The sequence below is a fragment of the Geodermatophilus sp. SYSU D00815 genome (genome assembly GCF_054050035.1).
In genome coordinates this window covers 1-24734 of record NZ_JBJGYO010000007.1, presented here as the reverse complement: position 1 = coordinate 24734, position 24734 = coordinate 1, and the positions used below count along the sequence as shown (strand labels likewise).

Below are 24734 nucleotides of genomic sequence, written 5' to 3'. Positions count from 1 at the left end.
TGGTTCAGGGGTGACCCGGATGCTCCACCCGCCCGCCGCGACGGCGGCCCTGATCGGCGGACCGGACCAGGTGCTGGCCGAGGACGAGGTGACCGCCTTCGTCGCCGAGCAGCTCGCGCGGCGCGACCTCGACGGCCGCAGCGTGTGCGTGATCGTCCCCGACGCCACCCGCAGCTGCCCGCTGCCGCTGCTGCTCTCCGCCGTCCACGGGGCGCTGGCCGGCCGGGTCACCCGCATGACCGCGCTGATCGCGCTCGGCACGCACGCGCCGATGACCGAGGCCCAGCTCGCCCGCCACCTCGGCCACCCGGCCGGGGACGTCGCCGCGCGCTATCCCGGCCTGGAGGTGCGCAACCACGAGTGGGCCGACCCGGGCACGTTCGTCTCCCTCGGCGTGATCCCGGCGGAGCGGGTCACCGAGCTCTCGGAGGGGCGGCTGGTCGAGGGCGTCGACGTCCGGCTCAACCGCGCGGTCGTCGAGCACGACGTGGCGCTCGTGGTCGGGCCCGTCTTCCCGCACGAGGTGGTCGGCTTCTCCGGCGGCAACAAGTACTTCTTCCCGGGGGTGGCGGGCCAGGAGATCATCGACCTCTCGCACTGGCTCGGCGCGCTCATCACCAGCGCCGACATCATCGGCACGCGGGGGACCACGCCCGTGCGCGCCCTGATCGACGAGGCCGCGGCGCTCATCCCCGCGGAGAAGCTCGCGCTGTGCGTCGTCGCCCAGTCGGGCAGCGGCGCGCTGCACGCGGCCGCGTTCGGGGAGCCGCGGGCGGCCTGGGCCGCGGCGGCCGACGTCTCGGCCGAGACCCACGTGCGCTACCTCGATGCCCCGGTCCGGCGGGTCCTGTCGGTCATCCCCGAGAAGTACGACGACATCTGGACCGCCGCGAAGGGCTTCTACAAGCTCGAACCGGTCGTCGCCGACGGCGGCGAGGTCATCCTCCACGCCCCGCACATCACCCGGATCTCCGAGATGCACCCCGAGATCGAGGAGATCGGCTACCACTGCCGGGACTGGTTCGTGCGGCAGTGGGACCGCTACCGGCACCTGCACTGGGGCGTGCTCGCGCACTCCACCCACCTGCGCGGGGCGGGGACCTTCGACCACGAGCACGGCGAGCGGTGCCGGGTCGACGTCACGCTCGCGACCGGCATCCCGGAGGACGTCGTCCGCCGGGCGAACCTCGGCTACCTCGACCCGGCCGCCGTCGACGTCGAGGCGTTCCGGGCCGACGGCGAGACGTTCGTCGTGCCCGAGGCGGGGGAGGTCCTCTTCCGCCTGCGCTGACCGGTCGAGCCGCGCTCGACCAGCCGCACCGGCAGCACCATCGGCTGACCGGTGCGGCTCTGCGCGCCCTCGATCATCGCCAGGAGGTGCTTGGTCGCCGTCGCGCCCTGCAGCCGCAGCGGCGAGGCGACGGTGGTCAGCCCCGGGGTGACCAGCTCGGCGGGCGCGATGTTGTCGAAGCCGACCACGCTGACGTCCCGCGGCACCTGGACCCCGCGGGCGGCCAGGCCGCGGACGAGCCCGATGGCGACCTGGTCGTTGTAGGCGATCGCGGCCGTGGTCGACGCGGCCGCCAGGTCCTCGGCCGCGCGCACCCCTCCGGGCACGTCGGGGGAGAAGGGGCCGATCCGGCGGACGCGCAGCTGCAGGTCGGACGCGGCGTCGCGGAGCGACCGCCAGCGCATCCCGTCGGCCCAGGAGGCCTCCGGGCCGGCCACGTAGGTGAGCGAGTCGTGCCCGAGGCGGAGCAGGTGCTCCACCGCGCGGCGCATGCCGGCGGGGTTGTCCGGGACGACGCACGGCACGTCGACGACGACCCGGTTGAGGACGACGACCGGCTTCTGCTTGGCGATCATCCGGATGGCGGAGTCGGACATCCGGGACCCGCCCAGGACGACGCCGTCGACCGAGGGCAGCGCGCGCTCGAGGGCCGCCCGCTCCACCCGGTCGGACTCCTGGGCGTCGGCCAGCACGACCGTGTACCCGGCCTCGGCCGCCTCCCCCTGCGCGCCGCGGATGATCTCCGAGTAGAAGGGGTTGGCGACGTCGGAGACCACCAGCGCGATCATGTGGGTGCGCGCCGTCGACAGGGCCCGCGCGAGCGGGTTGGCCCGGTAGCCCAGCTCCTCCGCGACCCGGCGGATGCGCTCGGCGGTCGCGGCGTTGACCCGGCCGGGTCGGGAGAACGCGCGGGACACCGTGGACGGCGCGACGCCCGCCGCCCGGGCCACGTCGTAGATGGTCACGGAACGGGCCACACCGCCCAGTGTGCGGCAACCTGTGGCAACCGATTGCCCCCGAGGGACGTCCCGTGCGGTACTGCGAGGGTGCTGCGCCCCCAGGACGGCCCCACCCGCGAGCGCAAGAGCCTGAACGGGCTCTGGCGCTTCCGCCTCGACGGCGACGGGGTCGGCCGGGACGATGGCTGGTGGCGCGCACCGCTGCGCGACGCCCGCGAGATGCCCGTTCCGGCCAGCTACAACGACGTCCTCGCCGACACCGCGGTGCGCGACCACGTCGGCGACGTCTGGTACCAGACCACGGCCCGCGTGCCCCGCGGCTGGGCCGGCGAGCGGGTGGTGCTCCGCTTCGACGCCGCCACCCACCGCGCGGTCGTGTGGGTCGGCGACGTCGAGGTCGCCCGGCACGAGGGCGGGTACACGCCGTTCGAGGCCGACGTCACCGAGCACGTCCGCCCCGGCGAGGAGGTGCGGATCACCGCCGTCGTCGACAACCGCCTGTCCTGGCGGTCGGTGCCGCCGGGCATCGTGGAGAACGGCAGGCAGACCTACTTCCACGACTTCTTCAACTACGCCGGCCTGCACCGCTCGGTGTGGCTGCACAGCACTCCCCGCACGCACGTCACCGACGTCACCGTCGTCCCCGGCCTGGAGGGCACCCGCGGGACCGTCGACTACCGGGTGGAGACGGCGGGGGAGGACGCCGGGGTGCAGGTGGTCCTGCTCGACGCCGCCGGCACCGAGGTGACCCGCGCGACCGGTGCCGCCGGACGGCTGGCCGTCGACGACGTCCACCCGTGGCGGCCGGGCGAGGGCTACCTGTACGAGCTGCGGGTCGAGCTCGTCGACGGCCCGGGCGTGGTGGACAGCTACACGCTGCCCGTGGGCATCCGCACGGTCGAGGTGCGGGGGACGCGGTTCCTGATCAACGGGGAGCCGTTCCGCTTCACCGGCTTCGGCAAGCACGAGGACGCCGCGGTGCGCGGCAAGGCGCACGACGACGTGCTGATGGTCCACGACTTCGCGCTGATGGACTGGATCGGCGCCAACTCGTTCCGGACGTCGCACTACCCCTACGCCGAGGAGGTCCTCGACCACGCCGACCGGCACGGCATCGTCGTCATCGACGAGACCGCCGCGGTGGGGCAGAACCTCGGCATGATGGCCGGGATCCTGCGCCGGGAGTTCCCGCCGACGTTCTCGCCGGACGCGCTGGACGACGCGAGCCGTGAGGTGCACGCCCAGGCGATCCGCGAGCTCGTGGCCCGGGACAAGAACCACCCGAGCGTCGTCCTGTGGAGCATCGCCAACGAGCCGGAGTCGGACACCGAGGCGTCGGTCGCGTACTTCGAGCCGCTGGTCGCGCTGACCCGGGAGCTCGACCCGAGCCGCCCGGTGGGCACGGTCAACATGGCCTTCGCGCCGCACGGCCGGGACCGGCTGCAGGCGCTGGGCGACGCGATCATGCTCAACCGCTACTACGGCTGGTATCTCCACACCGGCGACCTCGCAGCGGCCGAGAAGGTCCTGCAGGCCGAGCTCGAGGCGTGGGCTGGCGAGGGCAAGCCGGTCCTGGTGACCGAGTACGGCGCCGACACCCTCGCCGGCCTGCACTCGCTCACCGCGGAGCCGTGGAGCGAGGAGTACCAGGCCGAGTTCCTCGAGACCTACCACCGGGTCTTCGACCGCGTGGACGCCGTCGTCGGCGAGCACGTCTGGAACTTCGCCGACTTCGCGACGGCGACCAGCGTCGGTCGGGTCGCCGGCAACAGGAAGGGTGTCTTCACCAGGGACCGGCAGCCCAAGGCCGCCGCGTTCGCGCTGCGCCGCCGCTGGCGCGAGCTCGACTGACCGCGCGCCGGAAGGGGCGGCGTCCCGCAGACTGTGCGGCGATGAGCGCGGACGACACGGCGGCACCGAGGCGGTTCCCGCGGTCGGTCTACGGCGTGGGGGAGGAGCCCGACCCCCGGTTCAGCCTGGCCAACGAGCGGACCTTCCTCGCGTGGATCCGCACGTCGCTGGCGCTGGCGGCGGCCGGCGTGGCGCTCGAGGGGCTCGAGCTGCCCATCGCCCCGGGGCTGCGCCTGGCGTGCGCGCTGGTGCTGGTCGGCCTGGGGATCCTCGCGCCGGTCCAGGCGTGGACCGGCTGGACGGCGACCGAGCGGGCGATGCGCGAGGGCCGGCCGTTGCCGTCCCCCCGCCTCAGCCCGCTGATCGCCGCCGGGACGCTGGTGGCGGGTGTGCTGCTGGTCCTCGGGTTCGTCCTGCGGTGAGCGGTGCGGCGGACCGCGTCTTCGACGCCGGGCTGCAGGCCGAGCGCACGGCCCTGGCCTGGCGGCGGACCGGCCTCGCGATGGCGGTGGCGGCGGTCGGCGCCGGGCGGCTGGCCGCGCCGGTGATCGGTGCGCTGGCCGTGGCGCTGGCCGGCGTGGGGCTCCTGCAGGCGGTGTCGGTCAGCCTCGCCGCCCGGCGCCGGTACCGCGCCACCCACCGGTCGCTGACCTCCCGGGCCGACCTCGCGGCCCTCCGGCAGGGCGGCTGGCCCATGGCGACGCTCGCCGGCAGCTGCCTCACCGTCGGCCTGCTGGCGCTCGCGTTCGTCGTCGGCGCCTAGAGGCCCAGCGCCGCCGACATCTCCGCGCGCAGCTCGTCGAGCTCGTCCTCCCCGCGCCCGCGGGCGGCGATGATCCCGGCGTCGTCGTGCACCGGGACGACGGTCTCCAGGTAGCACTTGAGCTTGGGCTCGGTGCCGCTGGGCCGCACGACCACCCGCACGCCGTCGCCGAGCAGCCGGACGGCGTCGACCGGCGGCTGCTCGGTGAGCAGGTCGGCGAACTCCACCGGCCGGCCGAGCAGCGTCGCGGGCGGCGCGGCCCGCAGCCGCTGCATCGCCTGCCCGATCAGCGACAGGTCCTCGACGCGCACCGACAGCTGGCCGGTGGCGAACAACCCGTGCTCCCGCGCCAGCTCGTCGAGCCGGTCGAGCAGCGTGCGGCCGTCGGCCTTCAGCTCGGCGGCCAGCAGCGCCACGGCGAGCGACGCGGAGATGCCGTCCTTGTCCCGCGCCACCGACGGCGCCACCGAGTAGCCCAGCGCCTCCTCGTAGCCGAACACCAGCGGCTCCGCCTCCGAGCCGGCCCGCATGATCCACTTGAATCCGGTCGGCGTCTCGGCCGACGGCACGCCGTGCGCCTCGGCCAGCGCGTGCAGCAGCGATCCGCTCACCAGCGACGACGCGTACGTGCCGCGGACCCCGCGGCGGAGCAGCCAGTCGGCCAGCAGCGCCCCGGTCTCGTCGCCGGTCAGCTGCCGGCCGCCGCAGACGACGGCGCAGCGGTCGGCGTCGGGGTCCTCGGCGATCGCCACGTCGGCCCCGATCCGCTCGGCCAGCGCCTTCAGCAGGTCCGTCGCGCCGGGCTCCTCGGGGTTGGGGAAGGCGACCGTCGGGAACGCCGGGTCGGGCCGGTCCTGCTCGGGCACGCTCACCGGCTCGGCCAGCCCCGCCGCCGCGAAGACCGCCCGGGTCGTGTCGGCGCCCACCCCGTGCATCGCCGTGCAGGCGACCACCAGGGAGCCGCGGCCCGGCACCCGCTCGGGCTCCAGCGCGGCCACCACCGCGGCCACGTAGTCGTCGACGACCTCGTCCCCCAGCGTGACCCAGTCGTCCCGGCGCGGCACGTCCCGGGCCGGGCCGGCCGCGGCGATCGCCGCCTCGATCCGCGCGTCGGCCGGCGGCACGAGCTGGCGGCCGTCGCCGAGGTAGACCTTGTAGCCGTTGTCGTCGGGCGGGTTGTGGCTCGCGGTCACCATCACGCCGGCCACGCAGCCGAGGTGCCGGACGGCGAACGACAGCACCGGCGTGGGCAGCGCCCGGGGCAGCACCTGGACGGCGAACCCGGCCGCGGCGAGCACCTCGGCGGTGATCCGGGCGAACTCGTCGGAGCGGCGGCGGGCGTCGAAGCCGACCACCACGCCCCCGCCGGTGTGCCCCTCCTCGGTCAGGTGCGCGGCCAGCCCGGCGGCCGCCCGGGTGACGACGGCGGCGTTCATGCCCGCCGGCCCGGCGCGCAGCGGCCCGCGCAGACCGGCGGTGCCGAAGGTGAGCGGGCCGGCGAACCGGCGCTCGAGCTCCGCCAGGTCCTGGGCCTCGATCAGCGCCTCGATCTCGGCGCGGTCGCCGGGGTGCGGGTCGTCGTCGGCCCACTGCCGGGCGACCGCGAGCAGCTCGCTCACGGCTCCTCCCGCCCCGTGCCCGGCGCCTCGACCACGACGTCGTCGGTGAGGGGGGCGTTGAGGGCGGGCAGCGTGTAGTCGCCGCCGACGCGGGCGTGCACCGGGTCGGCGGGGTCGGGCTCGCCGTGGGTCTCGATCAGCGCCTCGGCGTAGACCTCGGCGTCGTCCTGCGGCTCGTAGCCCAGCGCCCGGGCGGCCGAGAGGTCCCACCAGTTGCGGGTGTTGGCCGAGACGCCCCACACGACGGCGAAGCCGGGGGAGGGGGCGCGCAGCGCCGCGTCGAACAGCGAGACGCAGTCGTCGGGCGAGAGCCAGGTGGCCAGGTGGCGGGTGTTCGTCGGCTCCGGGAACGCGCTGCCGATGCGCAGGCAGACGACGTCCATGCCGTACCGGTCGTGGTACAGCGAGCCCAGCGCCTCCATCGTCACCTTGGCCACGCCGTAGTAGGTGTCGGGCCGGGGCGGGGCGTCCTCCTCGCGCAGCAGGCCGTCGGCCGGGCGCGGGGTGAAGCCGGTCGCGTGGTTGCTGCTGGCCAGCACGACGCGGGTCACGCCCGCCCGGCGCGCGGCCTCCAGCGTGGCCCACGTGCCGTCGATGTTGGCCCGGCTGATCGCCGGCCAGGTCGACTCGCCGACGACGCCGGCCAGGTGCACCACCGCCGAGGCGCCCCCGGTGGCGTCGACCATCGCGGCGAGGTCGGCGACGTCGGCGACGACGTGCTCCTCCCCGGGCCGGGTCTCGACGATCGGGACGACGTCGAGGCAGCGCAGCGCCCAGCCGCGCTCGGGCAGGCCGCCGCGCAGCACCGTGCCGATGCGCCCGGCCGCCCCGGTCACCAGCACCGGTCCGCTCACGGCGTCACCCGTTCGGTCCCGCGGGGCGGTCCGCTCCTCGCTCGTTCCTCGCTGCGATGCTCACGCCCCCGTCCGCTCACGCCAGCCGCCCGGTGAACTCCACGAGGAACTCGCCCAGCCGGCCCGCGGCGGCCTTGCCCGCGGCGAGCACCTCCTCGTGGTCGAGCTTCTCGCCCGTGATGCCGGCCGCCGCGTTCGTGACCATCGACAGCCCCAGCACCTCCAGCCCGGCCGCCCGCGCCGCGATCGCCTCCAGCGCGGTGGACATGCCGACCAGGTCGGCGCCGAGGGTGCGCAGCATGCGGATCTCGGCCGGCGTCTCGTAGTGCGGGCCGGGCAGCGCCGCGTAGACGCCCTCGGTCAGCGACGGGTCGAGCTCCCGGGCCAGCGCGCGCAGCCGGGAGGAGTAGAGGTCGGTGAGGTCGACGAAGGTCGCGCCCACCAGCGGCGAGGTCGCCGTCAGGTTGAGGTGGTCGGCGATGAGCACCGCCTGGCCCACCCGGTGCTCGGGCGCCAGCCCGCCCGCGGCGTTGGTGAGGACGACGGTCCGCACCCCGGCCGCCGCGGCGGTGCGCACCCCGTGGGCCACCGCCTGCACGCCCCGGCCCTCGTAGAGGTGGGTGCGGCCGAGGAAGAGCAGCACCCGCCGGTCGCCCACGGCGACCGAGCGGATCTCGCCGCCGTGACCGACGGCGGTCGGCGCCGCGAACCCCGGCAGCTCCGCGATGCCGACGGAGGCCAGCGCGGGCCCGAACGCGTCGGCGGCGGGCGCCCAGCCCGAGCCCATGACGACGGCGACGTCGTGGCCCTCCCCGAGGGCGGTGGTGAGGTCGGCGGCCGCGGTCGAGGCGAGCGCGGCGGGATCGGTGCTGGGCGCGGGTTCCACGGTGGGCGACGCTAACGCAGCGGCGACGCGGCGGCCCCGGCACAGGGGCCACAGCTGCCCCTCCCGGCGTGTGCGCGGCCGGTGCCGCCCCGGTGCGCCGCACCATTCCGCCCGTGCAGCGCATCGAGATCGACGGCGTCCCGGTCTTCACCGCACCGGGGCCGGACCGCATCACCGCCGTCCTCACGTTCGGGGTGGGCCTGCGGGACGAGACGTTCGCGACGGTGGAGGTCACCCACCTCGTCGAGCACCTGGTGATGGGCACGCTGCCCAAGTCGCACCTGCAGTGCAACGCGCTGGTCGACACCGACCTCACCGCGTTCTACGCCACCGGCCGCCCGGACGCCGTCCGCGCCTTCCTCGAGTCGGTCTGCCGGGCGATCTCCGACCTGCCGACCGACCGGATGGCGCTGGAGGTGGGCGTGCTGCAGGCGGAGAACTGCCCGGGCTCGCACCCCACCGTGGCCGCGCTGCTCGGCGCCCGGTACGGCCTGCGGGGCCCCGGGCTCACCGTCGCCCCCGGCCCGGGGCCGGACTTCCTCACCGAGGCGACCGTGCGCGCGCACGCCCGCCGCTGGTTCGTCCGCGAGAACGCCACGCTGTGGTGCCACGGCGACCTGCCCGCGGGGCTGTCCCTGACGCTGCCCCCCGGCCCCCGGCCGCAGCGGCCGGTGCCCGAGCCCCGCCGCCAGGCCGGGCCGGTCTGGTCGCCGGCCCCGATGGGCGAGGGCGCCGGGCTGCTGCTGGCCGGTGCGCCGCGGGACCACGCGCTCAACGTGGGGCTGCACGTGCTCTCGGGGCGGCTGACCGACGTCGCCCGGACCGAGCGGGGGCTGAGCTACTCCACGGGCACCGAGGTCCTCGACGTCACCGCCGACCGGCGGGAGAGCGCCCTCTACGTCGACGCGCGCGAGGGACGGGCCGCCGAGGTCGGCCGCATCCTGTGGGAGCAGTTCGACTCCCTGTGCCGCACCGGCCCCACCGCCGAGGAGCTGGCGCACGTGGTGACCGGTCTGGCCGAGGAGTTCGACGCCGACGAGGACGCCTTCGTCTGCGGTGAGCTGGGCGGGGCCGCGCTCGGCGAGCTCGGGCCGGTGCCCTTCCTGCCCGCCGAGCAGGCCCTCGCCGCCTGGCGGGCGGTCACGCCGGCGCAGGTCGCCGCGGCCCTGAGCGCCGCGGCCGCCACCGCGCTGCTCGTCGTCCCGCAGGGCACCGTGCTGCGCACCGCGGTCGGCGGGATCGAGCAGCGCCCGTTCTGCGGGGTGGTCCCCGTGGCGCCGAAGGGTCGGCAGTTCCGGCCGTCGGCGTTCAGGCGGGTGCGCGACCGCGCGGCCCGGGTCCGGCTGGTCGTGTCCGACGCCGGCCTGGCCGACGTCGACGCCGACGGCGACGTGCACTTCACGCCGTGGGACGGGATCGAGGCCGTCGTCCCCGCCGACCGGGGCGAGGGCTTCTCGGTGATCACCCGCGAGATGTGCGTGATCCCCGTGGACCCGGCCGTGCAGGGGCGCGGGGCCGTGACGGCGGTCCGCGAGCGGCTGCCGGAGCACCTCTGGGTGCGGCCGGTGGCCGCCGCCGACGTCGCCCGGACGGCGGAGCCCGTCCGTTGACCGGGCCGGGGGACCGGGATCGTCCTTAGACTTCCGGGATGCAGATCCCCTTCGAGTCCTCCGAGCGCGCCAGCCTGGGCGTCGAGTGGGAGCTGCAGCTCGTCGACCGCGGGACGCGGGAGCTGACCTCGGGCGCCGTGGAGATCCTCGAGGAGATCCGGCCCGAGGGCGCGAGCGAGCACCCCAAGGCCAAGCACGAGCTGCTGCAGTCGACGATCGAGATCATCACCGGCATCTGCGGCACCGCGGCCGAGGCCAAGGCCGACCTCGCCGGCACCCTCACCGAGGTGGTGGCCGCCGCCGACCGCCGGGGGCTGGGCCTGATGTGCGCGGGCACCCACCCGTTCACCGACTGGCAGACCCAGCGCATCTCGCCCAAGGAGCGCTACCTCGAGCTGGTCGAGCGCATGCAGTGGCTGGCCCGCCGGCTGCAGATCTTCGGCGTGCACGTGCACGTCGGCGTCCGGGCGCCGGAGAAGGCCATCCCCATGGTCAACGCGCTCACCCAGTACGTGCCGCACTTCCTGGCGCTCTCGGCGTCCTCCCCGTTCTGGAAGGGCGCCGACACCGGGCTGGCCTCGGCGCGCAGCAAGGTGTTCGAGAGCATGCCGACCGCCGGGCTGCCCTACCAGCTGTCGGGCTGGGACGAGTTCGAGACCTACATGGAGACGCTGATCTCCACCCACGCCATCGAGAGCGTGCGCGAGGTGTGGTGGGACATCCGGCCGCACCCCAACTTCGGCACCGTGGAGCTGCGCATCTGCGACGGCCTGCCCACCCTCGACGAGATCGGCGCCGTGGCGGCGCTGTCGCAGTGCCTGGTCGAGCAGTTCGACACCCAGCTCGACCGCGGCTACACGCTGCCCACCCCGGCCGGGTGGGTGCTGCGGGAGAACAAGTGGCGGGCGGCCCGCTACGGCCTCGACGCCGACATCGTCGTCGACGAGAAGGGCACCGTCCGCCCGGTCCGCCAGGCGATCCTCGACCTGGTGGAGGACCTCGCCCCGACGGCGCGGCGGCTGGGCTGCTCGGCCGAGCTCGCCGACGTCGAGCGGGTGCTCGCGGTGGGCGCCTCCTACCAGCGCCAGCGGGCGGTCGCGGCGGCCGCGGGCGGTGACCTCACCGCCGTCGTCGACAGCCTGGTGGCCGAGCTGCGGGACGGGCTGCCGGCTCGGCAACCGAGCGGGATGGCCTGATGGAGGGTGTCGTCGAGAAGCTGGGCGCGGGCGTCGACGACTGGGTGCGCGACCGCCACGCGCAGCTGGTCGCCACGCGGCGGCACCTGCACGCCCACCCCGAGCTGGCGTTCGCCGAGTTCGAGACGACGTCGTTCCTGGAGCAGCGGCTGCGCCAGGCGGGGCTGAGCCCGCGGCGCCTGCCCACCGGCACGGGCCTGGTGGTGGAGGTCGGCCCGGGCGGGGGGCCGACGGTGGTGCTGCGCGCCGACATCGACGCGCTGCCGCTGCACGACCTCAAGGACGTGCCGTACGCCTCCACCAAGGAGGGCCTCTGCCACGCCTGCGGGCACGACGTGCACACCACCGTCGTCCTCGGCGTGGTCCTCGCGCTGGCCGAGGCCGACGGGCTGCCCGGCGCGGTCCGCTGCGTCTTCCAGCCGGCCGAGGAGACCGTGCCCGGCGGCGCCACCGAGGTGGTCGCGGCCGGCGTGCTCGACGGGGCGTCCCGCGCCTTCGCCCTGCACTGCGACCCGTCCGTGCCCGCGGGCAGGATCGGGCTGCGCACCGGCGCGATCACCGCCGCGTGCGACCGCATGGACGTCTCGCTCATGGGGCCCGGCGGGCACACCGCGCGCCCCCAGCTCACCGTCGACCTCGTCGACGCCCTCGGCCGGCTGATCACCGAGGTCCCGTCGCTGCTCTCCCGCCAGGTCGACCCCCGAGCGGGCATGTCGCTGGTGTGGGGCGCGGTCAACGCCGGCATCGCGGCCAACGCCATCCCGCAGCGCGGGCACCTGCGCGGCACCGTCCGCGTCCTCGACCGCGACGCCTGGACCGGCGCGGAGGACCTGCTGCGCTCCCTCGTCGAGCGGGTCGCGGCGACCACCGGTGCGCAGGTCGACGTCGACTACGTGCGCGGCGTGCCCCCGGTGGTCAACGACCCGCGGTCGGTGGCCCTGCTGCGCGCCGCCGCGCTGGAGACCGTGGGCCAGGACGGCGTGCTGCCCTCCCCGCAGAGCATGGGCGGGGAGGACTTCGGCTGGTTCGCCGACGTGCTGCCGATCGCGCTCGCCCGGCTGGGCACGCACGGCGGCGGGCCGCCGCTGGACCTCCACCGGGGCACCTTCGACGTCGACGAGCGGGCGATCGGCGTCGGCGTCCGGCTGCTGGCGCGCACCGCGCTGCACGCGCTCGTCGCCGACTCGGGCCCGGCCCGCACCGGCAAGCGCGCACCCGGGGACACGCCGCCCCGGCGGGCCGACGACGGCTCCGCCGACCGGGCGGCGGGCTGACGCCCCGCGCGCACGTGACGCAGATCTCCGGGCGACACTGCCATTCCCGGACACACTGCTCCCGGGAGTGCCGTCGACGAGAGGCGGGAATTCGACGATGAGTTCCGACCTGCAGCACTCGGCCGGCGCCGGGTCGATCGATAAAGGGCGACTCGCCGAGCACGAGGTCCCCGACGAGCTCGTGCTGGCCGGGGAGTTCCCGGCGGCCACCCGCGACGAGTGGCGCGAGCTGGTGGCCGGCGTGCTGCGCAGGGCCGGCCGCACCGAGCTGCCCGACCCGGTCGAGGATGCGCTGCGCCGTCCCGTCGCCACCGGTGTCACCGTCGCGCCGCTGTACACCCCCGACGACGCCGGCGACCTGCCCTCGGCGGTGGGCGTGCCGGGGATGGCGCCGTTCGTGCGCGGCGCCCGGGCCGGCGCCGGGTCGAGCGAGGTGCCCGCCGGCTGGGACGTGCGGCAGCGGCACGCGCACCCCGACGTCGCCGTCACCCGGGAGGCGGTGCTCGCCGACCTGGAGAACGGCGGCACCTCGCTGTGGCTGGCGCTCGGTGAGGGCGCGATCCCGGTCGACGCGCTGCCCGAGGTGCTCTCCGACGTCCTGCTCGACGTCGCGCCGGTGGGCGTCTCGGGGGGCCTCCCGGCCGCCGAGGCCTTGCTGTCCCTGGTGGAGGGGCGCACCGACCTCGCGCCCGGCGGCTCGCTGGGGCTCGACCCGCTCGGCGCCGAGGCGGCGTCGGGGGAGCGGCAGGACGTCGCCGGGCTGGCCGACCTCGCCCGCCGGGCGGCGCCGCTGGGCCTGCGCACGGTGACCGTCGACGCGACCGTGTTCCACGACGCCGGCGCCTCGGCGGTGGAGGAGCTCGGCTGCTCGCTGGCGGCCGGGGTCGCCTACCTGCGGGCGCTCACCGAGGGGGGCCGGTCGGTCGACGAGGCGTTCGCCGCCGTCGAGTTCCGCTACGCGGCCACCGCCGACCAGTTCACGACGATCGCCGCGCTGCGCGCCGCCCGGCGGCTGTGGGACCGGGTGGGAGAGGCCAGCGGCGCCTCGCCCGACGTGCGCGCCCAGCGCCAGCACGCCGTCACCTCGTCGGTGATGACGACCAGGCGCGACCCGTGGGTGAACATGCTGCGGACGACGGTCGCCTGCTTCGCCGCCGGCGTGGGTGGCGCCGACGTCGTCACGGTGCAGCCGTTCGACGCCGCGCTCGGGCTGCCCGACGCCTTCTCCCGGCGGATCGCCCGCAACACCCAGAACCTGCTCGTCGAGGAGGGGTCGCTGGCCCGCGTGCTCGACCCGGCCGGCGGCTCCTTCTACGTCGAGTCGCTCACAGAGGACCTGGCGCAGGCCGCCTGGGCGTGGTTCACCGAGATCGAGCGGGCCGGCGGGCTGTCGGCGGCGCTGGCGTCGGGGCTGGTGCGCGACCGGGTCGCCGCGGCGTGGTCGCAGCGGCAGCGGCGGCTGGCGAGGCGCACGGACGCGATCACCGGCGTCAGCGAGTTCCCGAACCTCGCCGAGAAGCTGCCGGAGCGGCCGCCGGCCCCCGACCTGCGCCCCACCGGCGGGCTGCCCCGGGTGCGCGCGGCGGAGGAGTTCGAGGCCCTGCGCGACGCCGCCGACGCCGCGCCCACCCGCCCGGCCGTCTACCTGGCCACGATCGGCCCGGTGGCCCGGCACACCGCCCGCGCCACCTTCGCGGGCAACCTCTTCCAGGCCGGCGGGATCGCCACCCCCGCCGGCGACGGCGTCGCCGGCTTCGCCGAGGCGGGCACCACGGTCGCCTGCGTCTGCGGCACCGACGACGACTACGCGTCGTCCGCCGCCGACCTCGCCCGCGAGCTCAGGGCCGCCGGCGCGACGTCGGTGTGGCTCGCCGGGAAGCCGTCGCTCGGGGTGGACGGCGTCGACGGGTACGTGTACGCCGGGTGCGACGCCCTGGAGGTCCTCCGCACCGTCCACGACCTCCACCGAGATGGCCATTCCGGTGGGAAGGAGGCGCCGCGATGAGCGCGATCCCCGACTTCGGCGACCTGGAGCTGGGCCGGCCGGCTTCCGGGACCTCCGCCGACGACTGGGCCAAGGCGTTCGAGGCGGCGACCGGCCGGAGCGCGGCCGAGGCGACCTGGGAGACGCCGGAGGGCATCGCCGTCCCGCCCCTGTACACCCCGGCCGACCTCGAGGGGCTGGACTTCCTCGGCACCTACCCCGGCGTCGCCCCGTTCCTGCGCGGGCCGTACCCGACCATGTACACGACCCAGCCGTGGACGGTCCGCCAGTACGCGGGCTTCTCCACCGCGGCGGAGTCCAACGCGTTCTACCGGCGCAACCTCGCCGCCGGGCAGAAGGGCCTGTCGATCGCCTTCGACCTGCCCACCCACCGCGGCTACGACTCCGATCACCCGCGGGTGGTGGGCGACGTCGGCATGGCGGGCGTGGCGATCGACTCGATCCTCGACATGCGGCAGCTCTTCGACGGCATCCCGCTGGACCGGATGACCGTGTCGATGACGATGAACGGCGCCGTGCTGCCGGTGATGGCGCTCTACGTGCTCGCCGCGGAGGAGCAGGGCGTGGCACCCGAGCAGCTGGCCGGGACCATCCAGAACGACATCCTCAAGGAGTTCATGGTCCGCAACACCTACATCTACCCGCCGAAGCCGTCGATGCAGATCGTCAGCGACATCTTCGCGTTCACCTCGCAGCGGATGCCGCGGTTCAACTCGATCTCCATCTCCGGCTACCACATCCAGGAGGCCGGGGCGACGGCCGACCTGGAGCTGGCGTACACGCTGGCCGACGGCGTGGAGTACGTGAAGGCGGGCAAGGACGCCGGGCTGGACGTCGACGCGTTCGCCCCACGGCTGTCGTTCTTCTGGGCCATCGGCATGAACTTCTTCATGGAGGTCGCCAAGCTGCGGGCCGCGCGGCTGCTGTGGGCGAGGCTCATGAGGTCCGCCGGCGCGCAGAACCCGAAGTCGCTGTCGCTGCGCACCCACTCGCAGACCTCGGGCTGGTCGCTGACCGCGCAGGACGTCTACAACAACGTCGTCCGCACCTGCCTGGAGGCGATGGCCGCCACCCAGGGGCACACCCAGTCGCTGCACACCAACGCTCTCGACGAGGCGCTGGCCCTGCCCACCGACTTCTCCGCCCGGATCGCCCGCAACACCCAGCTGCTGCTGCAGCAGGAGTCGGGCACGACGCGGGTCATCGACCCGTGGGGCGGCTCGGCGTACGTGGAGAAGCTGACCTACGACCTGGCCCGCGCCGCGTGGGCGCACATCGAGGAGGTCGCCGAGCACGGCGGCATGGCGCAGGCCATCGACGACGGCATCCCGAAGCTGCGCATCGAGGAGGCCGCCGCCCGCACCCAGGCCCGCATCGACGCCGGCATCCAGCCGGTGATCGGCGTCAACAGGTACCGGGTGGCCGCCGACGAGCCGGTCGAGGTGCTGCGGGTCGACAACGCGCAGGTGCTCGCCGAGCAGAAGGCCAAGCTCGAGCGCTTGCGGGCCGAGCGCGACGACCACGCCGTCCAGGAGGCGCTGGGGCGGCTCACCGACGCGGCGCGGGCCGCCGCCGAGGGACGGCGGGGCGGCGATCTCGACGCCAACCTGCTGAAGCTGGCCGTCGACGCGGCCCGCGCCCACGCCACGGTGGGGGAGATCTCCGACGCGCTGGAGCGGGTGTACGGCCGGCACGCCGCGCAGGTGCGCACCATCTCGGGTGTGTACCGGGACGAGGCAGGCGCGAACGAGCCGGTCGAGGCCGCCCGGCGGCTGGCGTCGGAGTTCGAGGAGGCGGAGGGCCGCCGGCCGCGGATCCTGGTCGCCAAGATGGGCCAGGACGGCCACGACCGCGGCCAGAAGGTGATCGCGACCGCCTTCGCCGACCTCGGCTTCGACGTCGACGTCGGCCCGCTGTTCCAGACGCCGGAGGAGGTCGCCCGGCAGGCGGTGGAGGCCGACGTGCACGTCGTCGGCGTCAACTCGCTGGCGGCCGGCCACCTCACGCTGGTGCCGGCGCTGCGCGACGCGCTGGCCGAGCTCGGCGCCGACGACGTGCTCATCGTGGTCGGCGGCGTCATCCCGCCCGACGACGTGCCGGCCCTGAAGGAGATGGGCGCGGCGGCGGTCTACCAGCCGGGCACGGTCATCGCCGAGGCGGCGCAGGACCTGCTGCGCACGCTGTCGTCCCGCCTCGGTCACTGAGCGGGATGGCCACTGACGTCGCCGCCCTCGCCGAGGGGGTGCGGGCCGGCGACCGGCGGTCGGTGTCGCGCGCGATCACGCTGGTCGAGTCGCGCCGCGCCGACCACCGCGAGCGGGCGCAGGAGCTGCTGGTGGAGCTGCTGCCGCACGCCGGGGGAGCGCGCCGGGTGGGCATCAGCGGGGTGCCCGGGGTGGGCAAGTCGACGTTCATCGACCAGCTCGGGGTGACCCTCACCGGCGCCGGGTCGAAGGTGGCGGTGCTCGCCGTCGACCCGTCGTCCGCCCGCTCCGGTGGGTCGATCCTGGGCGACAAGACCCGGATGTCGCGGCTCTCGGTGGACCCGCAGGCGTTCATCCGGCCCTCGCCGACGTCGGGCACCCTCGGCGGCGTCGCGCAGGCCACCCGCGAGTCGGTGGTCGTGGTGGAGGCGGCCGGCTACGACGTCGTCCTGGTCGAGACGGTCGGGGTCGGGCAGTCGGAGATCGCCGTCGCCGAGATGGTCGACTCGTTCCTGTTCCTCACGCTGGCCCGCACCGGTGACCAGCTGCAGGGCATCAAGCGCGGCATCCTGGAGATCGCCGACGTCATCGCGGTGAACAAGGCCGACGGGCCGGGCGAGGTGGACGCCCGCTCGGCCGCGCGCGAGCTGTTGCAGGCGATCCGGCTGCTGCGGGGACGCGGGAACGACTGGGACGTGCCGGTGCTCACCTGCTCGGGGCTGACCGGCGCCGGCCTGGACGAGGTGTGGGCGAAGCTGGTCGAGCACCAGGACCGGGGGCGCGCCTCCGGGGCCTTCGAGGAGAAGCGCCGCACTCAGCAGGTGCGCTGGACCTGGCAGCTGGTGCGCGACGGGCTCGAGCACCGGCTGCGCGCGCACCCCGGTGTCAGGGCGCTGGCGCCGGACCTGGAGAAGGCCGTGCTCAGCGGCGAGCTCACGCCCGCCCTCGCCGCCCGGCAGCTCCTGGAGACCTTCCTCGAGCCTGACCCGCCGTGATCGCCGCCGGATCCCCAGCCGGGGTCCCCGTCCACAGACCTCGCAGCCGCCGCTCGACGGGCGCGGACGAGCCGCAGCCTCGCCGGGTGGACTTCGCCCTGTACCGCACGATCGCCCGGCAAGGCGGCGTGTTCACCGTCGACCAGGCCCTCGACAGCTGCAGCGACGCGGAGGTGCGGCGGCCGGTGAGGTCCGGCCGCTGGCGCCGATCCCGGTGGCGGGGCGTGCTCGTGGACGGCGACGTCCCCGATTCCTTCGCGGTCCAGCTGCGCGCGGCGTCGTTGCTGGTCGGCTCCGACCTGGTCGCCTGCCACGCGACGGCGGCGCGCCTCTGGGAGTTCGACGTCCTGGGCGACGACACCCTGCACTTCCTCGGACCGCCGTCCTTGGTGAACCGGTCCCGCCCCGGCATCCGGGTGCACCCGTCGAGCCTCGGCACGGAGGACGCCGTCCTGGTCGACGGCATCTGGTGCACGCCCGCCGCCCGGACCGCCTGCGACGTCGTCCGGCTGACCCCACCCATCGACGGTCTGGCCACGCTGGACGCCGCCCTGCTCCGGCTTCTGCCGCAGGGAGGACCTCGTGGTCGCGGCCGCGGCGCAGGCGGGCCTGCGGCAGGTGGTGCGGCTGCGCCGGCTGGTGCCCTGGGCCGATCGCCGGGTGGACTCGCCGATGGAGTCGCGGATGCGGTGGCGCTTCCTCGATGCCGGCTTCCCGCCCCGGACCTGCAGGTGAAGGTGCCGGCCGAGGGGCGCGCCCGGTGGCTCGACCTCGGCTGGCGCGAGGAGCGGGTCGGAGCGGAGTTCGACGGTCAGGAGGCGCACATGACGCCCGAGCAGCTCCGCGACGACCGGCGGAGGCACAACTGGCTGACGGAGAACAGCTGGCCCCTGCTGCACTTCACCAAGCACGACGTCTACCGCGCTCACCGGCAGATGCTCGCCGTCACCGCCCGTGCCCTGCGGCTCCCGCCCCGCTCGTGGTGATCATGGAGTTCGGGAAGCGGCACACCGGCCCGCGGCGGCGTGTCGCTTCCCGGACTCCATGATCGCGGGGATCGGGGACCGGCCGGGTCAGAAGGCGGTGCGGCAGTCGCGGGAGCGCAGCTCGGTCACGTAGTCGTGGGGGGCGCCGGCGGCCTCGGCCGCGTCGGCGATGGCGCCCAGGTGCCGGGCCGAGGGCAGGCCGCCCTCGAAGGCGTCGAGCGCGTAGACGTAGGCGACGACGTCGCCGGCGAGCGTGTGCACGCGCAGGTGCAGCTTGCGGTAGAGGCCGTGGTCGGCGCCCTCCCACGCGTCGAGGGCGCGCTCGTCGGCCTCGGTGAGGTCGTAGAGGGCGACGTAGACGCCGGGGGAGGCGTCGTCGGGCACGAGGGTGGCCAGGGCGCCCTCCCAGCCGTACTCCTCCGCGCCGAAGGTCAGCCGCCAGCCGCGGATCCAGCCGGTGCCGGTGTGCGGCGAGGACGGGCAGCGCCGCAGCATCTGCTCCGGATCCATGTTCGACCCGTAGGCGGCGTAGAGGCCCATCGCCGGAGAGGGTAACCGGGTCGGTGCCGACGCCGGACCACCCCGACGGGGACAATGGCGGCGACGTCCGCACTGCTCCGGGGGAGAACCACCCATGACCCGCATCGTCATCATCGGCGGCGGCCCGGCCGGGTACGAGGCCGCGCTGGTGGCCGCCCAGCTCGGTGCGCAGGTCACCGTCATCGAGAAGGACGGCATGGGCGGGGCCAGCGTGCTCACCGACTGCGTCCCCTCCAAGACGCTGATCGCCGCGGCCGGTGCGATGACGTCGGTGCGCGACTCCGCCGTCCTCGGGCTCATGGGCACCGAGCCCGACGCCATCGGGCTCGACCTCGCCACGGCCAACAAGCGGGTCAAGAACCTGGCCATGGCGCAGTCCGCCGACATCCACGCCCGCCTCAGCGCCGAGGGCGTGACCATCGTCGCGGGCCGCGGCCGGCTCGCCGACGACGTCCCGGGACTGGCCGCGCACGAGGTGGAGATCCTCGACGCGAGCGGCGCGGTCGTCGACGAGATCGAGGGCGACGTGGTCCTCATCGCCACCGGCGCGGACCCGCGCGTGCTGCCGGGCGCCGAGCCCGACGGCGAGCGGATCCTCGACTGGCGGCAGGTCTACGAGCTCGACGAGCTGCCCGAGCACCTCGTCGTCGTCGGCTCCGGCGTCACCGGCGCCGAGTTCGCCTCCGGCTACCTCGAGGCCGGCGTCCCGGTCACGCTGGTCTCCTCCCGCGACCGTGTGCTGCCCGGTGAGGACTCCGACGCCGCCGAGGTGCTCGAGCAGGTCTTCCAGTCCCGCGGCGGGCGGCTCGAGCGCGGCCGGGCCGCCGGGGCGCAGCGCACCGAGAAGGGCGTCTCCGTCGCGCTCACCGACGGGCGCACCGTCGAGGGCTCGCACGTGCTCATGACGGTCGGCACCGTGCCCAACACCGCGGGCCTGAACCTGGAGTCCCACGGCGTGCAGGTCACCGGGTCGGGCCACGTGGTCGTCGACCGGGTCTCCCGCACGACGGTGCCGGGGATCTACGCCGCCGGCGACGTGACCGGCGTCTTCCAGCTGGCCTCCGTCGCCGCGATGCAGGGCCGGATCGCCATGTGGCACGCCCTCGGCGAGGCCGTCGCCCCGATCCGGCTGCGCACGGTCGCCGCCAACGTGTTCACCCACCCCGAGATCGCCACGGTCGGCCTGCAGGAGAAGGCGCTGCCCGACCACCCCGACGTCGAGGCCGTCCGGCTGCCGCTGGCCACCAACGCGCGGGCCAAGATGAGCGACCTGCGCGACGGGTTCGTCAAGCTCCACGCCCGCCGCTCGACCGGCGTGGTCGTCGGCGGCGTCGTGGTGGCCCCCGGGGCCTCGGAGCTGATCCTGCCGATCGCGCTGGCCGTGACGAAGGGCCTCACCGTCGCCGACCTGGCGAACACCTTCGCCATCTACCCGTCGCTGTCCGGCTCGATCACCGAGGCCGGCCGGCGGCTCATGGGTCTGGACGACGACCTCATCTGACCAAGGACCGCCTGCCCCCACCGCTCGCGAGCTCGCGGCGGGGCCCTGCAGGCGGCCGTTCCAGCACGCTTGCGGGAGCCCTGGGGACGCCGGGGCGGCTGTGACGAACGGGTCGCGCATTCGGCTTGAGCCGGTGCCGGCCGCGGCCGAGACCGCCGATGAGCCAGGGGATGCCTGCTTCCCCGCGCCGCTCCGCCGTCCGCCTGCTGGCCGCCCTCGCGGTCGGTGCCGGCGTGCTGCTGCCGGCGGCGACCGCCGCGGCGGACGAGCCCGGCGCCACCGCGCTCGTCGGCGAGCTCGTGCAGGCCTGGCCGGAGGAGGCCCGGCCCACCGCCGGGCACGCCTCCGAGGAGCCGCTCAGCTGGGTCCGCACCGCGGCGGGCGAGACCGTGCGCGTCCCCACGGACGACGTCACGTCCGTGCCCGTGGGCGCCACCGTCGCGGTCGAGGTGGGGGAGCAGGTCGACGACGAGGCCGCCGACGACGGGTACGAGCCGGCGCAGGAGGTGCTGGAGGCCGAGGTCCTGGCGGCGCCCGCCGCCGTCGCGCCCGCCTCGGGCCCCCTGACCAACGAGGTCACCGTCGCCCTCGTCGTCCCCCCGGGCGGGGTCGCCGACGGGGTGACGCTGGACCAGGTGGTGGCCACCGTCGACGGTCCCGTGGCCGGCTTCTGGTCGGAGCAGACCGGTGGCGCCGTCCGCCTCGGGGTCACGGCGGCCCACGACTGGCTGCCCGCGCGCGTCGGCTGCCGGGACCCCAACGCGCTGTGGGCCGACGTGGCCCGCTCGGTGGGGTTCGTCCCCGGCCCGGGCCGCCACCTCGTGCTCTACGTCAGCAGCCGGCCGGGCGACCTGCCCGGCTGCTCGTACGCCCTCGGCCAGGTGGGTTCCGGTCTCGGCTCGGGGGGCTCGCTGTACGTCCGCGACCTGCTGCCGTCGGTCGTCGCCCACGAGCTCGGGCACAACTTCGGCCTGGGGCACTCCTCGGGCCTGCAGTGCGACGGCGCCGTGGAGGACGGCTCCTGCCGCACCGCCGGCTACCGCGACTACTACGACGTCATGGGCGCCTCCTGGTCGCAGGTGGGCGCGCTCACCGCCGCGCAGGCCGACCTGCTCGGCGTGCTGCCGACGACGGCGCAGGCCGCGGTCCGCGCCGGTGACGCCCCCGGCACCTGGACGCTCGCGCCGCTGGCCGGCCCGGCGGGCACCCGCGCGCTGCGGCTGTCGGCCGGTGGTACCGACTACTGGCTCGAGTACCGGGCGGCCGCCGGCCGGGACGCGTGGCTGGCCGGCGCGGCCAACCGGTACCGGCTCGACGCCGGCGTGCTGCTGCACCGGGCGGGCACGTTCCCCGACACCTCGCTCCTGCTCGACGGCACGCCGGCGCGGGCCGGCGGGTGGGACGTCGACCTGCAGGCCGCGCTGCCCGTGGGCGTGCCCGTGCACGCCGGCGGGTTCACCGTGACCGTGCAGGCGCTCACCGCGAGCGGCGCGGTCGTGAGCGTGGTCCCGGGGCCCGCGTCCTCGGCCACCGCGCCGCCGGCCGCGCCGGCGCCCTCGGTGCTCCCCGGACGGGACGCCCCCGGCGCCCCGGCCGCCGCGGCGGCGAGCCCGCAGCCGGCCACGGCCGGGACGACGACGGCGGACCCGGCGGCCCCCGCCGCGGAGGCCGCCGCCACCGGGGACGCGGCCACCGGGGACGCGGTCGCCGGGGGCGCGGCGGAGGCCGCGACGGTCGAGGAGGCCGCGGTGGCGCGCTCCGCGGAGCGCGCCCGGTCGCTCGCCGGGCCGGCGGTCGGCGCGGTCGCCGGTGCGCTGCTGCTGGCGGCGGTCGCCGTCCGGCTCCGGCGCGGCGCCCGCACCCGCAGCTAGGCGACCCGGTCCCGGCCGGCCTTCCCGGTCCGGCCCGGACCCGCCGATGGAGAGAACGTCGTCGTCTGCCTGGAGTCCGCCCCGTGCCCGCTGCCCGCCGCAGGTCCTGGTCCGCCGCGCCCCTGGTGGCCGCCGCGGTCCTCGTACCGGTGCTCGCGGTGCCGAGCCCTGCGCGCGCGGAGCCGCCGGCCGACACGGTCGTCGGTGAGCTGGTGCAGGCGTGGGCGGAGCCGGACGGGGCGCACGCCGAGGAGGAGCCCCGCGCCGACGACGGGCTGCTGACCTGGATCGAGACCGACGACGGCGACGCCGTGCGGGTGCCGACCGAGGACCTGGCCGACGAGCTGCCCGACGTGGCCCCGGGCGCCACCGTCGAGGTCACGGTCGGCGACGAGGTCGACGACGCCCCCGCCGGGGACCACGAGCTCGAACCGGCCCGCGAGGTGCTCGCCGCCGAGGTGCTCGCCGCCGCCGAGGAGCCCGCGCCCACCGCACCGGCGACGGCGCTGACCGACGAGGTCACCGTCGTCATGACGGCGCTGCCGGGCGCCACGCCGGACGCCACCCTGGCCGAGGTGGTCCAGGCGGTGAACGGGCCGGTGGCGGCGTTCTGGTCGGCGCAGAGCGGTGGCGCCGTGCGGATCGGCGCGGCGGCCGCGAACGTCGACTGGTGGCAGCCCACCGGGGTCGACTGCTCCAACCCCGCCGCGCTGTGGAACGCGGCCGCGGCCCGTGCCGGCTGGAGCCGGGGACCCGGCCGGCACCTGCTGGTCTACCTGCCGTATGGGACCCCGGGCTGCGCCTACGGGCTGGCGGAGGTCGGCACCAGCCTCACCGGCGGGGGGCGGCTGTACGTCACCGACGTCGCGACGTCGGTGATCGCCCACGAGCTGGGGCACAACTTCGGCCTCGGGCACTCCTCGGCGCGGCAGTGCTCCTCCGCGCTGGAGACGGGGACCTGCCGCACCCGCGCCTACTACGACTTCTACGACGTCATGGGCATGTCCTGGGACCAGGTCGGCTCGCTCAGCGCCGCGCACTCGGCCCGGCTCGGGCTCCTCCCGGCCGACGCGGCCACGACGGTGACCGCCTCCTCGGCCGGGGGCACCTACACGCTCGCCCCGCTGTCGGGCTCGTCGGGCACCCGGGCCGTGCGCCTGCTGGCCGCCGACGGCGCCGTCTACTGGCTGGAGCACCGCACGGCCGGCGGCCAGGACGCGTGGCTGGGCACCTCGGCCAACTGGCCGCGGCTGCAGACCGGCGTCCTCCTCCGCCGCGCCGTGGGCGGCTCGGACACCTCGTGGCTGCTCGACGGGACGCCGTCGGCCTCCTCGGGCTGGGACGGCGACATGCGGACCGCCCTGCCCGTCGGCACCGCCGTGCGCGTGGCCGGCGGCGACTTCACCGTCACCGTGCAGAGCGCGACGGCGACCGGGGCCGTGGTGCGGATCGCGACCGCCGACCCGCCCAGGCTCGCGCGCACCCCGGAGAACGGCGCCGTCTACCTGGTCTCCGGCGGCACCCGCCACCTCGTCCCGGACCTGACGACGCTGGCGGCCTACTCGGCGCTCGGTCCGGTCACGTTCGTCGCGCAGGGCTACCTCGACGGCATACCGGAGGGACCGCGCCTGGGGCGCGTCGTCACCGACCCCGGCGGCGGCGTCTGGTTCGTCGACGCCGGCATCAAGCTGCCGTTCGCCTCGTGCGCCCAGGTCGCCGACTACGGGGCCGCCTGCGGCTCGATCGTGCGGCTCGAGCAGCCGTTGATCGACGCGTTCGTGACCGGGCCGGTGATGACCTCGGTGTACCGGACGACGTCGGGCAAGGCGTTCGTGGTCTCCGGTGGGGTCAAGCGGGAGGTGGTCGACGACGCGGCGTTGGCCGCGGCGGGGTGGCCGACGGCGGGGGTGCGGCTGCTGGAGTCGGGGCTGGGCCACCTGCCCTACGGGGTGCCGATCACCCGGGACGGGGTGGTGTTGCGCAACCGGTCGACCGGGGCGGTGACGGTCGCGGCCGAGGGCACCTTCACGGCCCTCTCGCACGCGGTCTGGGCCGCCACGCCCCTGTCGTCCTGGCCGGTGCGGTCCCTGGACGACGCCGGCATGCGGCAGCTGCCGACGACGCCGGCGACCGGCGCCCTGCTCCGGGAGCGCGGCGGATCGGCCGCCTACCTCGTCAGCCAGCGCGGCCGGGTGCTGGTGGCCGATGCCTCGATGCTGCCGGGGTCGGTGCCGGAGGTGCCGGCGGCGGTGCTGGCGGCGTTGCCCGAGGACGGGTCGTTGGCGGCCGGGACGTTCGTGAAGGGCTCGCAGGGCGCGGGGGTGTACGC

General features: G+C 75.8%; 19 protein-coding genes. 14 read left to right on the top strand and 5 right to left on the bottom strand.

What is annotated here, in order from left to right; genetic code table 11:
• Positions 1-19: 19 nt before the first annotated feature.
• A complete protein-coding gene (locus ACI78S_RS10185) occupies positions 20-1291 on the top strand; it encodes a lactate racemase domain-containing protein (protein WP_456973234.1) in 1272 nt (423 codons plus the stop codon).
• On the opposite strand, the gene ACI78S_RS10180 is transcribed toward ACI78S_RS10185, so the two are convergent.
• Positions 1192-2268 carry a LacI family DNA-binding transcriptional regulator gene (locus ACI78S_RS10180; protein ID WP_456972805.1) on the bottom strand — a complete coding sequence of 359 codons (1077 nt, stop codon included), beginning with the start codon at positions 2266-2268 and terminating at the stop codon, positions 1192-1194. The two genes, ACI78S_RS10185 and ACI78S_RS10180, sit on opposite strands and share 100 nt — an antisense overlap.
• Positions 2269-2337: 69 nt before the next feature.
• Here ACI78S_RS10180 and uidA point away from each other — a divergent pair, with 69 nt between their 5' ends.
• Genes uidA through ACI78S_RS10165 form a run of 3 tightly spaced genes read left to right on the top strand, consistent with a single transcriptional unit; the run spans position 2338 to position 4864 of the window.
• Entirely contained in the window at positions 2338-4101 is a 1764-nt protein-coding gene (gene uidA / locus ACI78S_RS10175) for a beta-glucuronidase (protein ID WP_456972803.1), read from the top strand.
• A gap of 41 nt (positions 4102-4142) precedes the next feature.
• Positions 4143-4523, top strand: coding sequence for a YidH family protein (locus tag ACI78S_RS10170; RefSeq protein WP_456972801.1), 381 nt, complete (start codon positions 4143-4145; stop codon positions 4521-4523).
• Positions 4520-4864, top strand: a complete 345-nt coding sequence (locus tag ACI78S_RS10165) for a DUF202 domain-containing protein (RefSeq protein WP_456972799.1) — start codon at positions 4520-4522, stop codon at positions 4862-4864. Before ACI78S_RS10170 ends, ACI78S_RS10165 begins: the two co-directional genes overlap by 4 nt.
• Here ACI78S_RS10165 and ACI78S_RS10160 read toward each other — a convergent pair.
• The 3 genes from ACI78S_RS10160 to ACI78S_RS10150 form a co-directional block, all read right to left on the bottom strand.
• On the bottom strand, positions 4861-6483 hold the full coding sequence (locus ACI78S_RS10160; RefSeq protein WP_456972797.1) for a phospho-sugar mutase: 1623 nt from the start codon (positions 6481-6483) through the stop codon (positions 4861-4863). The two genes, ACI78S_RS10165 and ACI78S_RS10160, sit on opposite strands and share 4 nt — an antisense overlap.
• Complete coding sequence (locus ACI78S_RS10155) at positions 6480-7337, bottom strand: NAD-dependent epimerase/dehydratase family protein (RefSeq protein WP_456972795.1); 858 nt, start codon at positions 7335-7337, stop codon at positions 6480-6482. The genes ACI78S_RS10160 and ACI78S_RS10155 overlap by 4 nt, the downstream gene beginning before the upstream one ends.
• A gap of 76 nt (positions 7338-7413) precedes the next feature.
• Positions 7414-8223 (bottom strand): purine-nucleoside phosphorylase, encoded by an 810-nt coding sequence (locus ACI78S_RS10150; protein WP_456972793.1) that lies wholly within the window; start codon positions 8221-8223, stop codon positions 7414-7416.
• Positions 8224-8336: 113 nt separating this feature from the next.
• On the opposite strand from ACI78S_RS10150, the gene ACI78S_RS10145 reads away from it, so the two are divergent.
• The 7 genes from ACI78S_RS10145 to ACI78S_RS10115 all read left to right on the top strand — a co-directional run bounded on the left by ACI78S_RS10145 (position 8337) and on the right by ACI78S_RS10115 (position 18493).
• Entirely contained in the window at positions 8337-9833 is a 1497-nt protein-coding gene (locus ACI78S_RS10145; protein WP_456972791.1) for an insulinase family protein, read from the top strand.
• Between the two features lie 38 nt (positions 9834-9871).
• Positions 9872-11029, top strand: a complete 1158-nt coding sequence (locus tag ACI78S_RS10140; RefSeq protein WP_456972789.1) for a glutamate--cysteine ligase — start codon at positions 9872-9874, stop codon at positions 11027-11029.
• Complete coding sequence (locus tag ACI78S_RS10135; protein WP_456972787.1) at positions 11029-12303, top strand: amidohydrolase; 1275 nt, start codon at positions 11029-11031, stop codon at positions 12301-12303. The genes ACI78S_RS10140 and ACI78S_RS10135 overlap by 1 nt, the downstream gene beginning before the upstream one ends.
• Positions 12304-12400: 97 nt before the next feature.
• Positions 12401-14308 carry a methylmalonyl-CoA mutase family protein gene (locus ACI78S_RS10130; RefSeq protein WP_456972785.1) on the top strand — a complete coding sequence of 636 codons (1908 nt, stop codon included), beginning with the start codon at positions 12401-12403 and terminating at the stop codon, positions 14306-14308.
• Positions 14305-16512, top strand: a complete 2208-nt coding sequence (gene scpA / locus ACI78S_RS10125; protein WP_456972783.1) for a methylmalonyl-CoA mutase — start codon at positions 14305-14307, stop codon at positions 16510-16512. The genes ACI78S_RS10130 and scpA overlap by 4 nt, the downstream gene beginning before the upstream one ends.
• Before the next feature lie 5 nt (positions 16513-16517).
• On the top strand, positions 16518-17507 hold the full coding sequence (meaB, locus tag ACI78S_RS10120; protein WP_456972781.1) for a methylmalonyl Co-A mutase-associated GTPase MeaB: 990 nt from the start codon (positions 16518-16520) through the stop codon (positions 17505-17507).
• Positions 17508-17593: 86 nt separating this feature from the next.
• Complete coding sequence (locus tag ACI78S_RS10115; protein ID WP_456972779.1) at positions 17594-18493, top strand: hypothetical protein; 900 nt, start codon at positions 17594-17596, stop codon at positions 18491-18493.
• Positions 18494-18580: 87 nt separating this feature from the next.
• Here the strand turns inward: ACI78S_RS10115 and ACI78S_RS10110 are convergent, their stop codons facing one another.
• Entirely contained in the window at positions 18581-19033 is a 453-nt protein-coding gene (locus tag ACI78S_RS10110) for a gamma-glutamylcyclotransferase family protein (protein ID WP_456972778.1), read from the bottom strand.
• Between the two features lie 94 nt (positions 19034-19127).
• Here ACI78S_RS10110 and ACI78S_RS10105 point away from each other — a divergent pair, with 94 nt between their 5' ends.
• From ACI78S_RS10105 to ACI78S_RS10095, 3 genes are all read left to right on the top strand, one after another.
• Complete coding sequence (locus ACI78S_RS10105; RefSeq protein WP_456972776.1) at positions 19128-20534, top strand: NAD(P)H-quinone dehydrogenase; 1407 nt, start codon at positions 19128-19130, stop codon at positions 20532-20534.
• Positions 20535-20704: 170 nt separating this feature from the next.
• A complete protein-coding gene (locus tag ACI78S_RS10100) occupies positions 20705-22405 on the top strand; it encodes a reprolysin-like metallopeptidase (RefSeq protein ID WP_456972774.1) in 1701 nt (566 codons plus the stop codon).
• A gap of 83 nt (positions 22406-22488) precedes the next feature.
• Positions 22489-24734: reprolysin-like metallopeptidase (locus ACI78S_RS10095; RefSeq protein WP_456972772.1), on the top strand; the 2246-nt coding region annotated here is incomplete at its 3' end.